The following is a 12,943-nucleotide window of genomic DNA, read 5'->3' as shown; positions in this document are numbered from 1 at the left end:
TGCACAAACCGCTAGAGGGTCAACAGCATTCGGGTGTTGCCGAGGATGTTCGGCTTGACGTAGGACAGGTCGAGGAACTCGGCGACGCCGGTGTCGTACGAGCGGCACATCTCCTCGTAGACCTCGGCGGTGACGGGTGTGCCGTCTATTTCCCGAAACCCGTGCCTGCTGAAGAACTCGACTTCGAAGGTGAGCACGAAGATCCGCTCGAGGCGCAATTCGCGGGCGACGTCGAGCAGTTTGTCGACGATCGCATGCCCGACGCCCTGGCCCCTGACCTTGGGATGCACGGCGACAGTGCGCACCTCGCCGAGGTCGGACCACAGCACGTGGAGCGCGCCGCAGCCGAGCAGTTCGCCGTCGATTTCGGCGACCCAGAACTCCTGCACGGCCTCATAGAGCGTCACCAGATTCTTCTCCAGCAGGATTTTGCCGGAGTAGATGTCGACCAAGGTCTTGATGGCGGGGACATCCGAGGTTCGCGCACGCCGCACGACGGCCTCGCCGGATTCTGCGCTCACAGGTGGAGAGTATCGGTTCGAGCAACCGATATTCTGTTGCGGTGTCGGGCCAACCCCATACTGATCCGCTGGTCCCGCGCGCCCGCATAGCGAACATCGCGAATGTGCTCACCGGCGTGCGGATGGCGTTGGTCCCGGTTTTTCTGGTGGTGCTGTTCGTCGGTGACGGGCATGAAACATTCTGGCGGATAGCCGCATTCGTGGTGTTCACCGTCGCCGTGATCACCGACCGGTTCGACGGGGCGCTGGCGCGCAACTACGGCATGGTGACGGAGTTCGGCACGCTGGCCGACCCCATCGCCGACAAGGCCCTCATCGGCGCGGCGCTGATCGGGCTTTCGCTACTGGGCGACCTGCCGTGGTGGATCACGGTGGTGATTCTCATCCGCGAGATCGGCATCACGGCGCTGCGGTTCGCGGTGTTGCGTCACGGCGTGATCCCGGCCAGCCGCGGCGGCAAGCTCAAGACCCTCGTGCAAGGGGTGGCCATAGGGCTGTTCGTGCTGCCGCTGTCCGGCGCGTGGCTGGCCGCCGCGTGGGTGGTCATGTGGGCGGCGGTCATCCTGACGGTCGTCACCGGCGTCGACTACGTCGTGACGGCGATCAAGGACTCCCGTGGCCGACCCGCTGCTCAGTGACGACGCACGAGCGCTGGTCAGGGCCCGTGCGACAGTGATCTGCGTTAATCGGGAACCAACCGGCCCGCCTTCAGCGTTGCCCTCTTAGATCCCAGACATTCACTCCGAAGGGAGATGCACGATGACGGCATTGCTGCGCGAGGTGATCGGCGACGTGCTGCGTCGTGCCCGCGTCGATCAAGGACGCACCCTGCGCGAAGTGTCCGACACCGCCCGGGTCAGTTTGGGCTACCTCTCCGAGGTCGAACGCGGCCGCAAGGAAGCTTCGAGCGAATTGCTCAGCGCGATCTGCGGCGCCCTGGACGTTCCGCTCTCTCAGGTGCTCTTCGACGCCGGTCAGGAGATGGAGCGAGAGGAAAGCGCCGCCTTCGCCGGCGCCGCCAACATCGACGCCACCACCAAGGTGGTCATCCCGCAGGTCGTGTCGATGGCGGTGGCCTGACGCGCTGAGCCGACCATTACTGACTGTGGTGATGCGCGCTGACCCGATAGATTGGGCAGCACGGGAAGGCGGGCCGGCGAGTCCGACACAACGACACGAAGGCGGAGTGAACTGACATGGCCAATCCGTTCGTCAAGGCGTGGAAGTACCTCATGGCGCTGTTCAGCTCCAAGGTGGACGAATACGCCGACCCGAAGGTGCAGATTCAGCAGGCCATCGAGGAAGCCCAACGCCAGCATCAGGCCCTGACCCAGCAGGCGGCCCAGGTGATCGGCAACCAGCGCCAGCTGGAGATGCGTCTGAACCGCCAGCTCGCCGACATCGAGAAGCTGCAGGTCAACGTGCGGCAGGCGTTGACGCTGGCCGATCAGGCCGTCGCCAACGGTGACGCCGCCAAGGCCACCGAGTACAACAACGCCGCGGAAGCGTTCGCCGCGCAGCTGGTGACCGCGGAGCAGAGCGTCGAGGATCTCAAGACCCTGCACGACCAGGCACTCAACGCGGCGGGCCAGGCCAAGAAGGCCGTCGAGCAGAACGCGATGATGCTGCAGCAGAAGATCGCCGAGCGCACCAAGCTGCTGTCCCAGCTCGAACAGGCCAAGATGCAGGAGCAGGTCAGCTCGTCGCTGCGCTCGATGAGCGAGTTGGCCGCCCCGGGGACCACCCCTAGCCTCGACGAGGTGCGTCAGAAGATCGAGCGCCGGTACGCCAACGCGATGGGCGAGGCCGAGTTGGCGCAGAACTCGGTGCAGGGCCGGATGCTGGAGGTCCAGCAGGCCAGCGTGCAGATGGCCGGACATTCACGGCTCGAGCAGATCCGCGCCTCGATGCGCGGCGAGCAGTTGCCCGCAGGCGGTAACGCCGCGGCGCAGCCCGCCACCCCGGCGGCCAATCCGCAGCAGGCGACACCGGAAAATCCGCTGTCTCAGTAGTTCGTGAGGACACCCGTGAGTGCGCAGAGGAGTCGACCCGAGCCGTGGCGCTCGCTGGTGCAGCGGGGTGTCCAGAACGGCATAGACACGGCGGCCGAGTGGTCCGATGTGCTGGCCGACAAGCTGAACGCCGCCGCCGATCCCCGCGCGAAGCTGCTGCGTAAGCGGCGCTGGGCATTGCGGCTCACCGTTTTCTTCGCGATTTCCTGCGTGTTCTGGATCGGCGTGACGGGCGTGGTGGCGGCCTGGGATGTTCCCGCATGGGCGCTGCTCATCCCGTCGCCGATCGCGGTCGGCGCCGCGTTCCTGGCCACGCTGACGTTCCTGCGGTACCGGTGGCTGCGACGCGAGCCGCTGCCCCCTCCGCGATCGCGCGCCACCCGCAGGCTCCCACCGTGGGGTTCGGCCGCACGCCAACCGATGGCGACGTTGGCCGCCTCCGAGCGTGGATTCTTCTCACTGCTGGGGGTCCTGGAGCGGGGGCGGATGCTGCCGCCGGATGAACTGCGCGAGCTGAGCGCGGCGGCGAATCAGACCGCGACGACCATGGCGGCCACCGCGAACGAAGTGACGTCGATGGAGAAAGCGATCCGCGCGACGCCGCACTCGCGGGCGCACCTGGCGCCCACGATCGCGGCATTCACGGCCCAACTCGATCACGGGGCACGGCAGTACGCCGATATGGTCAACGCCGCAGCGCAACTGGTGTCGGCGGCGAACGCCGGACCGACGTCGACCTCGCCCATGTGGCAACAGCGTTACCGCGACGAGTTGTCCAATGCCACCGACCGGCTCGTCGGCTGGGCCGAGGCGTTCAACGAACTCGGCCACCTCCGCGGGGCCTGACTACATCGTCGGCCGCAGCGCTGGGAACACCGTCGCGACCAGCGCGCGCACCGTGGCCTTGAGGAAGTCCAGGGTGTCGAAGTAGTCGCGCCACAATGTGATCCGACCGGCGTGCACCTCGAAGGTCCCGCACACCCAGAACTGCAGGCGCACCGGTCCGAACACCAGCGCATCGGTGCGTTCGGTGAGCACGGAGTTGCCGTCGGCGGCGATGCGGTGGATCTTCACCTCGAAGCCGAGCCGACCCTGACCCCGGCGCATCAGGCCGATGATGCGCTGCCTGCCCCGGATCGTGGGATAGCCGACGTTGTGCCATTCGGCGTGATCGGCGAGCAGGCCGTCGGCGGTGTCGAAATCCTCGTCCTGCAGGGCGTACAGGAACGTCTCCACCGCCCGGATGTTGTCGACGTCGGTTTTCAGTTCGGAAGCCTGGTCGGTCATGGGCGCAAGCGTAGTGCCGCAGCGCTGTGGCACGGTAGCCCAATGCGCGTCGCAGTTGTTGCCGGCCCCGATCCGGGGCATGCCTTTCCGGCGATCGCGCTGTGTCTTCGTTTTCTGGCCAACGGGGATTCACCGACGCTGTTGACCGGGACCCGATGGCTCGACACGGCACGAGGGGAGGGCATCGAGGCCTGCGAACTGGACGGTCTGGATCCCACGGCCGCCGACGACGACGCCGACGCGGGCGCCAAGATCCACCAACGGGCGGCCCGGATGGCGGTGCTCAACAGGGATCGGATCGCCGCACTGGAACCTGATCTGGTGGTCTCCGATTCGATCACCGCGTGCGGCGGGCTGGCCGCCGACCTGCTGGGCGTGCCCTGGGTCGAGCTGAACACCCACCCGCTGTACCGGCCGTCAAAGGGCCTGCCCCCGATCGGCAGCGGGCTGGCGGCCGGAACAGGTGTGCGGGGGCGGCTGCGCGACGCGGCGCTGCGCGCACTCAGTGCGCGGTCGTGGCGCGCCGGGCTCCGGCAGCGATCCGCGGCCCGCGTCGGGATCGGCCTGCCCCCCGAGGATCCGGGACCGCTGCGACGTCTCATCGCGACCTTGCCCGCCCTGGAGGTGCTGCGACCGGACTGGCCGGCCGAGGCCGTCGTCGTCGGCCCTTTGCACTACGAGCCGACGACCGCGGTGCTGACGCTGCCCGCCGGTGACGGCCCGGTCGTGGCGGTGGCCCCGTCGACGGCGACCACGGGTGCGGGCGGACTCACCGACCTGGCGCTGGACGTGTTGGTGCCCGGCGACGTCCTGCCCGCCGGTTCGCGGGTGGTGGTGTCGCGGCTCGAAGGGCCTGATCGCGAGGTGCCGCCGTGGGCCGTGGTCGGACTCGGCCGCCAGGACGAGCTGCTGGCCGAGGCGGACGTGCTGATCTGCGGCGGTGGACACGGGACCGTTGCCAAGGCGCTGCTGGCCGGTGTGCCGATGGTGATCGTGCCGGGCGGCGGGGACCAATGGGAGATCGCGAATCGTGTTGTGCGCCAGGGGAGTGCACAGTTGGTGCGTCCTCTCACCCCGGATGGGTTGGTGCAGGCGGTGCGCGAGGTGATGAGCACACCTGGCTACCGGCAGGCGGCGCGGCGGGCCGGGGCGACGGTAGCCGACGTCGATGATCCGGTACGGGTGTGCCATGAAGCACTGAGGGCCACAGCGTAGTTTGGGCTCGTGCGCTTGACGGAATTTCATCAGCTCGTCGAGGAACAGTTCGGCCCCGTGCGCGGCTCGTCCCTGCTCGTCGACCATGTCCTGAGCGGGTTGGATGGGCGCACCGCCGAGCAGGCCATCGAGGACGGCGTCGAACCGCGCGACGTGTGGCGCGCACTGTGCTCGGACTTCGACGTCCCGCGCGATCAGTGGTGAACGGCTAGCGTTTGTCCTCGGCGCGACCGGCGCCCGTGGTGTGTGACGGGCCGACCCGGTCGTCGTCGCGGTCGGACTCCGGCATCTGTGATGCCGGCTGTTCGTCGGCGGGGGAGGCGGTCGCACCGCCCATGGTCTCGCTCGGCGGCGGCGCCTTGCTCGCGGCATCGGTGGCCGGCTTCACCGCACCCGCGGTGCGTTCGCCGCCGTCGTCGCCGGAGCCTTCCGGCTTGGCCGACTGCTGCCGCCCCTCGTACGGTGGGATCTCGGGTTCGACATCCTTGGGGGGTTCGTTGGTGAATCCCGGCTGGAAGTCCGGCTTACCGCCGTCCTCGTGTGCGGGGACGGACTCGTCACCGCGATAGGTGTCCGACGGACGGTCCGCCGGCCCGCCCGAGGGTTGATCGGATCCGGTTCCGCGCTTGCCTCGTTCCTCCGGCTCTGACATGACAATCACTCCTCACTTGTCGCCGCGGAATCTGCGGCGATGACTAGACCGCCGCTATGCGCGCCGCCCGAGCACCAGCGCTGTCTCCCGGTGTAACCGGCCGAAGTTGTAGTAGGCCGCGCAGGCGCCCTCGGGGGACACCATGCACGTCCCGATCGGTGTCTCCGGCGTGCACGCAGTCCCGAAAACCTTGCACTCCCACGGTTTGATGACGCCTTTGAGTACCTCGCCGCATTGGCACGCCTTCGGGTCGGCCACGCGCACACCCGGCATGGCGAAGGTGCGTTCGGCGTCGAAGTCGGCGTAGTCGGGGTGGAGCCGCAGCGCGCTCTGCGAGATGAAACCCAGGCCCCGCCACTCGAAATGCGGTCGCAGCTCGAGCGTCTGCGCCATCAGCTTGAGCGCTTGGGTGTTGCCTTCGGGACGCACCACTCGCGTGTACTGGTTCTCGACCTCGCAGCGGCCGTCGCGGATCTGCTGCAACAGCATGTGCACCGACGCGAGGATGTCGAGCGGTTCGAACCCAGCCACCACCATGGGTTTTCCGTACACGTCGGGGACGAACCGGTACGGGCGCAACCCCACCACCGTCGAGACGTGTCCGGGCCCGAGGAATCCGGACAGACGCAGGTCGGGAGACTCCAGGATCGCCTTGATCGGTGGAACGATCGTGACGTGGTTACAGAAGACGCTGAAGTTACCCACGCCCAACGCTTTTGCACGCACCAGCGTCACGGCGGTGGACGGCGCGGTGGTCTCGAAGCCCACGGCGAAGAACACGACTCGCTTGTCGGGGTTGTCGAGCGCGATCTTGAGCGCGTCCAGCGGTGAGTACACGAAGCGCACATCGGCGCCGCGGGCCTTCGCCTCGATGAGGTTGCCCCGCGAGCCCGGCACTCGCATCATGTCGCCGAACGTCGTGAAGATGACGTCCGTTTGTTCGGCCAGCCACATCGCGTCGTCGACGCGTCCCATCGGGATGACGCACACCGGGCACCCGGGCCCGTGCACCAGCTCGACCGTCTCCGGCAGCAGATGCTCGATGCCGTGGCGGTAGATGGTGTGGGTGTGGCCGCCGCACACCTCCATGAACTTGAACTCGTCGTCACCGGCGAGGTCGGTGATGGATCTGACCAGCGCGCGTGCGGCGGCCGGGTCGCGGAATTCGTCGACGAATCTCATGACTTGCCTCTCAAGCGATTTCGGACGAGTTGAACGCTTCGATCTCGGCGGCGTAGTCGGCGCCCATCTTCTGCACCTGGTCGAGGGTGAGCTTCGCCTCGCGTTCGTCGATCTTGGCCATCGCGAACCCGACGTGCACCAGGACCCAGTCACCGACCTGCAGGTTGTCGTCGGCCAGCAGTCGAACGCTGATGATCCTGCGTACGCCGTTGACGTCGACCTTGGCCAGCGACTGTTCGGCGTCGACGATGTCGACCACCTGACCGGGGATACCGAGGCACATGTGCTCTCCTCTCAACAGATCCGTGGCAGGGGGTCGCCGACGAGCATGTCGACGATTCGGCTGCCGCCGAACGACGTTCGTAGCGCGACGATTCCGTGGGGCTCGGGGACGATCTCGCCGACCACCGTGGCGTGTTCCCCCTGCGGGTGGCCGCGCAACGCGGCCACCGCCGCATCGGCTTCGTCGGCGGGCACCACGGCGACGAACTTGCCTTCGTTCGCCACATAGAGCGGGTCGATACCGAGCATGTCGCACGCCCCGAGCACCTGCGGCAGGACGGGCAGCTTCTCCTCGTCGAGGATCATCGCGAACGGCGCGTCCTTGACGAGTTCGTTGGCCACCGTGCCCACGCCGCCGCGGGTCGCATCGCGCATCCACCGGGTGGACGGCGCCGCGGTCAGGAGAAGCTCGGCGAGTTCGTGTACCGGCGCGGTGTCCGAGGCGATGTCGGCGTCGATGGCCAGGTCGCCGCGCGCCAGCATGACGGCCATCCCGTGCTCGCCGACCGTGCCGGACAGCACGACTTTGTCGCCGGGCTGGACGCTGTCACGGGACAGCCGCCGGCCCTCGGGAATCAATCCCACGCCCGCGGTGCAGATGTAGAGACCGTCGGCGGCCCCCTTGCCGACGACCTTCGTGTCGCCGGTGACGATCTGCACCCCCGCGTTCGACGCGGCTTCGCCCATGTCCGCGACGATTTCGCGCAGCTCGGCGATCGCGAAGCCCTCCTCGATCACGAACGCCGCCGAGAGCCACTGGGGGCGGGCGCCGGAGACGGCCAGGTCGTTGATCGTGCCGTGCACCGCGACGTGGCCGATGGAGCCACCGGGGAAGCGCCGCGGCGACACCACGAAGGAGTCGGTGGAGAAGGCCAGCCGTTCACCCGACGACATCCGCACGGCCGCCGCGTCGCCGAGTTGTTCGAGTTCGTCGTTGCGGAAGGCCTCGAGGAACACCGCGTCGACGAGCGCGGCCGACGACTTGCCGCCCGCGCCGTGCGCGAGCGTCACCACGTCGTCGAGCAGCCGCGGTCGTCGCTGACGGAACTTGTCGATCCGTTCCAGCACGCGGTCCTCGCGTTCGGACGCGCTCGCAGCTCGTGTCATGTGGAATGTGCTCCGTTCAGTGCGCGGGCCGAGTTGGTGTGCAGCTGTTCCTGGACCACCGACCAGAGCCGGTAGCCGAGCATCGCATGGCTCTCCTGGATGCGGTGGATGCTCTGTGAGTGGACAGTGAAACAGAAGTCGAGGTCGTCGGCGGCCGCCATCCGCCCGCCGTCGTGTCCGGAGAAGCCCACGGTCAGCAGGCCGCGACGCTTGGCCTCGGTGATCGCGGTCATCAGGTCGTCGGAGTTGCCGGACGTGGACAGCGCGACCGCGACGTCGCGGTCGCGGGCGTGGGCGATGATCTGGCGTTTGAAAATCAGTTCGAAGCCGACGTCGTTGCCGAGCGCGGTCACCACCGCGTTGTCGGCGGCCAAAGACCATGCGGCGACCGGCCTTCCGCGCGCCGGCCGGCTGAACAGCGAGGCCAACGTCGCGGCGTCGGTGGAACTTCCGCCGTTGCCGAAGGTGTACAACCGCCCGCCGCGGCGGAACCGCTCGGCCATCTGCGAGCCGGCCGCGGTCAACGCGTCACCGTACTCTCCGAGCGAGTCCCGTTGCAGCCGAGCGCTTTCAGCCGCCTTGGCCCGGGCCGAGGCCGCGAGATCGTCGAGCAGGCTCGCGGCGTCGGTCTCCTCGGACTCGATGAACGGGTACAGGAAACCGGTGGCATCGGAGTCGGTCATCGGCGCACCTCCTCGGGCTCGACACGCGAAATGGCCGCGCCGGCATGCAGCAGAACGAGATCGTCGACCGCGACATCACCGACCAGGGTCACGTCGACCCACTCCTCACCGTCGGCGGTGCGTACCAGCGCCGAGCTGGTCGCATCGAGTGGTGGCGCGAGCACTTCACCGAGTCGCCCGTCGTCGCTGCACGTCACGCAGACCGCGGCGGGCTCTGCGGGTTTGAGCAGTCCCGGATGCTCGAAGCAGACATGGGTGAGCTCCCACAGCAGGTGATACAGCAGCACAAACGCTCCGGTGGCCGGCACCATCGGGTCCTCGGTGTCGATCCAGAGGATGTGGTTCGCCGCTCCCGCCGGTGGACGCGGTCCGGACCCGATCCACAGCGTCAGGACGCCCCACGCGCGGGCGCGCCGCATCGCGTCGACGACCGACGGTTCGTTCGCCGAGGCCACCGCGATCAGCAGATCGCCGGGCCGGCTGGCCACCCGCGCCTGCGCGACGGGGTCCGGTTCGACGAGGGCTACCGACGGAAGTGCCCGCTTGCCCACGATCACCGGATGCACGAACTCGACGGCGATGTGATGGGCGTGCGGCTCCCACTGCGGCGAGATCACCCACAGGGTCGCTCCATCGTTGAACCGGCGAGCGAAATCCAGGGCGGCGGCGGCGAGGTCGGCTGACAGTTCCTCCCCGACATACGGGCGTTGCGCGGTCGTCATGGCGATACTCCCTGTCCGAGGACGGAGTTGACAAGGTCGAGCGTCGTCTGTGTGGCAACTTCGAGGTCGGCGGCCTCCTCGTCGGTCAGTGTCCCGCAGATCCAGTTCCAATGGGCGGAGACGACCGCGCCGAGTTGCGGAACGGGCGCAAGTGACACCTCGCCCCGCTTCCACGCGATCCGCTCGGCGCGGGAATCGCCCAGCATCAGCCGACCATCCGCGTATTGCAGGGGCCGCGACGCGATCTCCGCCCGGTCGCCGGTCACGGACGTGACGGTGCCCCACCGGATGCGGCAGGCCTGCATGACACCCACGGCGGTGTCGGCGTCGCGCCCGAGGAACTTCACCCATGGGTAGACGACGAAGACGTGAAAGCTGTGGTGTGCCAGGACATCGGAGGTGGCGGGCACTGTGCCGAGCATCCCGGTGACCTGACCGGTGAACGACGCGCGCAACCGCGCCAGCAGGTGATCGGGATCCACCTTGGACAGCGCCGGACCGCCGATCCAGTAACTGCCGACGACCTCGTCGTCCAGCGCGTCGGATGCCCCGACGGCCTCGGCGATGGCGGTCAGATACGGCCAGGCACCGTCGAATTCGCGGGCGTGTGAGGCGAGCCCGGAGGCGCCACCGCAGTCCGCCGGCCCGCAGTAGCCGAGCTCGTTCGGTGGGTAGGCATAGCGGCCGAACAACGTGGAACCGCCCCGGTCGTTCATGATGCGTTCCCCACCAGCAACTGGCCCAATGCGATGCCGCCGTCGTTGGGCGGCACCGCGCGATGGGTCATCGCGTCGATGCCCCTGGCGCGTAGGCCGTTCAGGGTCGACTCGAGGAGCAGGGCGTTCTGGAACACACCGCCGGACAGGGCTACGGGCCGCGACGAGTCGGCGTGGATGCAAGCAAGCTCGACGACCAGGTCGGCGACCGCGCGGTGGAACCGGGCGCCGATGACGGAGGGCGATATGCCCGCGCGGAGGTCGGCGACGATGGCGTGCAGTATGGGCGCGGGATCGACCACCGCCGTCGAGTCGGATGCGTCGACGGCGAACGCGTATGCGTCTGAACCGGGTTCGATGCCGCGTGAGATGCCCTCCAGCTCGATGGCGGCCTGCGCCTCGTAGTCGACGACGTGCCGCACCCCGACCAGTGAGGACACCGCGTCGAACAGCCGACCCATGCTGGAGGTCGGCGCGCAGCCGAGGCCGATCTCGAGTTGCCGGGCGAGCGCTTGACGCTCGCCGGGTGGGCAGGCCGAAACCGGGGGCAGTTCAGGATCCCACCCGATCCCCGCCGACCACAGGTGTGCCAGGGCCATCCGGTACGGCCGCAGCACGCTGACGTCACCACCGGCCAGGGGCACGTACTTCAGGTGCGCGAGACGTTGGTAGCCCTTGTAATTGGCCAGCAGCACCTCGCCGCCCCACACCGCACCGTCGGGCCCATAACCCGTTCCGTCGAAGGCGAACCCGAGCACCTGCGTGGACCCGTCGAGGCCGTGTTCGGCCATCACCGCGGCAATGTGCGCGTGATGATGCTGAACCAATTTGACCGGCCGGTCCGCCGCGTTGCGCCGGGCCCACTCGGTCGAGCGGTACAGCGGATGCGCGTCGGCGACCAGCACCTGCGGCGCGACGGACGTCAGCTCCCGCAGATGGCGTTGCGCGGAATCGAACGCCGACAACGTCGCCAGATCGTCCATGTCACCGATGTGCTGGCTCAACCATGCGTACCGGCCGTCCGCGACCGCCATGGTGTTCTTCAGATCGGCGCCGACCGCCAACGTGGGCGGGACCGGCGTCGGCAACGCGACGGGCAACGGCGCGTAGCCACGCGAACGCCGGATCGGCAACTCCACCGGCTTGTCTGCGCCGTCGAGGGTGATCACCCGCATCACGGAGTCGTCGCAGGGCACCAGGATTTCGCGGTCGTGCATGAGCCAGCCGTCGACGATATGCGAAAGCCTCTCCAGCGCAGTGGCATCGGTGAAGCAGATCGGCTCGCCGGCAAGGTTGGCCGAGGTCATCACCATCGCGCTTGGACCGGGTTCGTCGCCCGGCAAGCCGAACAGCAACGTGTGCAGCGGGGTGTAGGCCAGCAGAACGCCCAGGTCCGGGTTGTGCGGTGCGACGGCATCGGCGACCGGGGCGTCACCGCGCCGCGGCATCAACACGATGGGGCGTTGCGGTCCGGTCAGCAACCGCGCCGACGGCGTATCGATCTCGACCAGCTCGCGAGCTGTCGCAAGGTCGGGTGCCATCACCGCGAACGGCTTGTCGCCGCGGCGCTTTCTGGCACGCAACTCGGCGACCGCGTGTTGGTTGTCGGCATCACACGCCAGGTGATAGCCGCCGATGCCCTTGACCGCGAGGATGCCGCCGTCGGTAAGCAATCGGCGTGCGCGCCGCGGCGCGGATTCTCCTGTCGTGGTCGCGCCCGCATGGTCGCGGTAGGTCATGGCCGGGCCGCAGTCGCGGCAGCAGATGGGCTGGGCGTGAAACCTGCGGTCGGCGGGATCGTGGTACTCGCGCGTGCAGGCCTCGCACATGTCGAAGCCCGCCATGGTCGTGGCGTGCCGGTCGTAGGGCAGCGAGGCGATGATGGTGAAGCGCGGACCGCAGTTGGTGCAGTTGATGAACCCATGACGGAAGCGTCGGTTGCGCGGGTCGCGTTGTTCGGCGGCGCAGTCGGCGCACATGGCGACGTCGGGTGAGGTCAGCGTGCGGCCGCCGTCGGTGCGCGTGGTGTCGGCGATGACGAAGCCCGTCCCGCCCGCCACCGTAAGCGCTTCGGCGTCGAGACTTTCGATCACGGCCAGCGGCGGTGGGTGGTCGCGCAACCGAATCAGGAACGCATCGACGTCGGCGGCGTCACCCTCGACGTCGATGAGCGCGCCCGTGCTGTCGTTGCGGACGCTTCCGGTCAGCCCCAGTCCGGCCGCCGTCGTATACACGAAGGGGCGGAAGCCGACCCCCTGGACCACTCCGCGGACCCGGACGCGCAGCCGGCGCCGCGTGCTCATGGCAAGTCCCCGAGGTCCGGAACAGGTTCGCCGCTGCCCATCAACTGCAGGCCCGCGAGAGCCGCGTCGGCCCCTGCCTTGTCGGTCTTCTCCACCGCGAAGCCCATATGGATGATGACCCAGTCGCCCGGTGCGAACGTCTCCTCGGGGAGCATGCCGACGTTGACCTTGCGGTGCTCACCCGCCACGTCGACGAGGGCCAGCTGATCGCCGTAGCCCTCCAGCATCGTCACGACCCGTCCCGGAATTCCCAGACACATC

The 12,943-nt window shown here is 68.3% G+C and carries 17 protein-coding genes; 6 read left to right on the top strand and 11 right to left on the bottom strand.

Features of this window, described 5'->3' with window-relative positions; genetic code table 11:
* Positions 1-11: 11 nt before the first annotated feature.
* Positions 12-521: an amino-acid N-acetyltransferase gene (locus AU197_RS10240; RefSeq protein ID WP_197415506.1), complete on the bottom strand. Its 510-nt coding sequence runs from the start codon at positions 519-521 to the stop codon at positions 12-14.
* A gap of 41 nt (positions 522-562) precedes the next feature.
* On the opposite strand from AU197_RS10240, the gene pgsA reads away from it, so the two are divergent.
* The 4 genes from pgsA (at position 563) to pspM (ending at position 3,379) form a co-directional block, all read left to right on the top strand.
* Positions 563-1,159 carry a CDP-diacylglycerol--glycerol-3-phosphate 3-phosphatidyltransferase gene (gene pgsA, locus AU197_RS10235; protein WP_064402476.1) on the top strand — a complete coding sequence of 199 codons (597 nt, stop codon included), beginning with the start codon at positions 563-565 and terminating at the stop codon, positions 1,157-1,159.
* Between the two features lie 121 nt (positions 1,160-1,280).
* A complete protein-coding gene (gene clgR, locus AU197_RS10230; protein ID WP_064395243.1) occupies positions 1,281-1,601 on the top strand; it encodes a transcriptional regulator ClgR in 321 nt (106 codons plus the stop codon).
* A 116-nt stretch (positions 1,602-1,717) separates the two neighbouring features.
* Positions 1,718-2,533 carry a phage shock protein PspA gene (gene pspA / locus AU197_RS10225; protein ID WP_064402475.1) on the top strand — a complete coding sequence of 272 codons (816 nt, stop codon included), beginning with the start codon at positions 1,718-1,720 and terminating at the stop codon, positions 2,531-2,533.
* Between the two features lie 15 nt (positions 2,534-2,548).
* On the top strand, positions 2,549-3,379 hold the full coding sequence (pspM, locus tag AU197_RS10220; protein ID WP_064402473.1) for a phage shock envelope stress response protein PspM: 831 nt from the start codon (positions 2,549-2,551) through the stop codon (positions 3,377-3,379).
* Here pspM and AU197_RS10215 read toward each other — a convergent pair whose 3' ends face one another.
* A complete protein-coding gene (locus tag AU197_RS10215) occupies positions 3,380-3,820 on the bottom strand; it encodes a limonene-1,2-epoxide hydrolase family protein (protein WP_064402472.1) in 441 nt (146 codons plus the stop codon).
* 42 nt (positions 3,821-3,862) lie between these two features.
* Between AU197_RS10215 and AU197_RS10210 the strand changes: the two genes are divergently transcribed.
* Both AU197_RS10210 and AU197_RS10205 read left to right on the top strand, forming a co-directional pair.
* Positions 3,863-5,035, top strand: a complete 1,173-nt coding sequence (locus AU197_RS10210; RefSeq protein ID WP_064402470.1) for a glycosyltransferase — start codon at positions 3,863-3,865, stop codon at positions 5,033-5,035.
* Positions 5,036-5,044: 9 nt separating this feature from the next.
* Positions 5,045-5,239 carry a DUF3046 domain-containing protein gene (locus AU197_RS10205; protein ID WP_064350960.1) on the top strand — a complete coding sequence of 65 codons (195 nt, stop codon included), beginning with the start codon at positions 5,045-5,047 and terminating at the stop codon, positions 5,237-5,239.
* A 4-nt stretch (positions 5,240-5,243) separates the two neighbouring features.
* Here the strand turns inward: AU197_RS10205 and AU197_RS10200 are convergent, their stop codons facing one another.
* The 9 genes from AU197_RS10200 to AU197_RS10160 are packed head-to-tail and all read right to left on the bottom strand — an operon-like array spanning position 5,244 to position 12,942.
* Positions 5,244-5,687 carry a hypothetical protein gene (locus AU197_RS10200; protein WP_064402468.1) on the bottom strand — a complete coding sequence of 148 codons (444 nt, stop codon included), beginning with the start codon at positions 5,685-5,687 and terminating at the stop codon, positions 5,244-5,246.
* 54 nt (positions 5,688-5,741) lie between these two features.
* On the bottom strand, positions 5,742-6,869 hold the full coding sequence (gene hypD / locus AU197_RS10195) for a hydrogenase formation protein HypD (RefSeq protein WP_064402466.1): 1,128 nt from the start codon (positions 6,867-6,869) through the stop codon (positions 5,742-5,744).
* Between the two features lie 10 nt (positions 6,870-6,879).
* Complete coding sequence (locus tag AU197_RS10190; RefSeq protein ID WP_064350957.1) at positions 6,880-7,152, bottom strand: HypC/HybG/HupF family hydrogenase formation chaperone; 273 nt, start codon at positions 7,150-7,152, stop codon at positions 6,880-6,882.
* Between the two features lie 11 nt (positions 7,153-7,163).
* Complete coding sequence (gene hypE / locus AU197_RS10185) at positions 7,164-8,258, bottom strand: hydrogenase expression/formation protein HypE (RefSeq protein ID WP_082696594.1); 1,095 nt, start codon at positions 8,256-8,258, stop codon at positions 7,164-7,166.
* Positions 8,255-8,941, bottom strand: a complete 687-nt coding sequence (locus AU197_RS10180) for a D-sedoheptulose-7-phosphate isomerase (RefSeq protein WP_064402464.1) — start codon at positions 8,939-8,941, stop codon at positions 8,255-8,257. Before AU197_RS10180 ends, hypE begins: the two co-directional genes overlap by 4 nt.
* A complete protein-coding gene (locus tag AU197_RS10175; protein WP_064402462.1) occupies positions 8,938-9,663 on the bottom strand; it encodes a HypC/HybG/HupF family hydrogenase formation chaperone in 726 nt (241 codons plus the stop codon). Before AU197_RS10175 ends, AU197_RS10180 begins: the two co-directional genes overlap by 4 nt.
* Positions 9,660-10,379: a DUF6390 family protein gene (locus AU197_RS10170; RefSeq protein ID WP_064402461.1), complete on the bottom strand. Its 720-nt coding sequence runs from the start codon at positions 10,377-10,379 to the stop codon at positions 9,660-9,662. Before AU197_RS10170 ends, AU197_RS10175 begins: the two co-directional genes overlap by 4 nt.
* Positions 10,376-12,682, bottom strand: coding sequence for a carbamoyltransferase HypF (gene hypF, locus AU197_RS10165; RefSeq protein WP_064402458.1), 2,307 nt, complete (start codon positions 12,680-12,682; stop codon positions 10,376-10,378). Before hypF ends, AU197_RS10170 begins: the two co-directional genes overlap by 4 nt.
* On the bottom strand, positions 12,679-12,942 hold the full coding sequence (locus AU197_RS10160) for a HypC/HybG/HupF family hydrogenase formation chaperone (RefSeq protein ID WP_064402457.1): 264 nt from the start codon (positions 12,940-12,942) through the stop codon (positions 12,679-12,681). The genes hypF and AU197_RS10160 overlap by 4 nt, the downstream gene beginning before the upstream one ends.
* Position 12,943 lies beyond the last annotated feature (1 nt).

It is taken from the genome of Mycobacterium sp. IS-1590, assembly GCF_001500025.1.
GTDB lineage: Bacteria > Actinomycetota > Actinomycetes > Mycobacteriales > Mycobacteriaceae > Mycobacterium.
Note: the sequence above shows the minus strand (reverse complement) of the source record. Positions and strands in the feature narration are given on the sequence as shown.

Excerpts from the sequence above, each read along its gene's own strand:
- clgR (WP_064395243.1), top strand. The coding sequence starts at position 1,281 with ATGACGGCATTGCTGCGCGAGGTGATCGGCGACGTGCTGCGTCGTGCC.
- pspA (WP_064402475.1), top strand. The coding sequence starts at position 1,718 with ATGGCCAATCCGTTCGTCAAGGCGTGGAAGTACCTCATGGCGCTGTTC.
- AU197_RS10215 (WP_064402472.1), bottom strand. The coding sequence starts at position 3,820 with ATGACCGACCAGGCTTCCGAACTGAAAACCGACGTCGACAACATCCGG.
- AU197_RS10210 (WP_064402470.1), top strand. The coding sequence starts at position 3,863 with ATGCGCGTCGCAGTTGTTGCCGGCCCCGATCCGGGGCATGCCTTTCCG.
- AU197_RS10200 (WP_064402468.1), bottom strand. The coding sequence starts at position 5,687 with ATGTCAGAGCCGGAGGAACGAGGCAAGCGCGGAACCGGATCCGATCAA.
- hypD (WP_064402466.1), bottom strand. The coding sequence starts at position 6,869 with ATGAGATTCGTCGACGAATTCCGCGACCCGGCCGCCGCACGCGCGCTG.
- AU197_RS10190 (WP_064350957.1), bottom strand. The coding sequence starts at position 7,152 with ATGTGCCTCGGTATCCCCGGTCAGGTGGTCGACATCGTCGACGCCGAA.
- hypE (WP_082696594.1), bottom strand. The coding sequence starts at position 8,258 with ATGACACGAGCTGCGAGCGCGTCCGAACGCGAGGACCGCGTGCTGGAA.
- AU197_RS10180 (WP_064402464.1), bottom strand. The coding sequence starts at position 8,941 with ATGACCGACTCCGATGCCACCGGTTTCCTGTACCCGTTCATCGAGTCC.
- AU197_RS10175 (WP_064402462.1), bottom strand. The coding sequence starts at position 9,663 with ATGACGACCGCGCAACGCCCGTATGTCGGGGAGGAACTGTCAGCCGAC.
- AU197_RS10170 (WP_064402461.1), bottom strand. The coding sequence starts at position 10,379 with ATGAACGACCGGGGCGGTTCCACGTTGTTCGGCCGCTATGCCTACCCA.
- hypF (WP_064402458.1), bottom strand. The coding sequence starts at position 12,682 with ATGAGCACGCGGCGCCGGCTGCGCGTCCGGGTCCGCGGAGTGGTCCAG.
- AU197_RS10160 (WP_064402457.1), bottom strand. The coding sequence starts at position 12,942 with ATGTGTCTGGGAATTCCGGGACGGGTCGTGACGATGCTGGAGGGCTAC.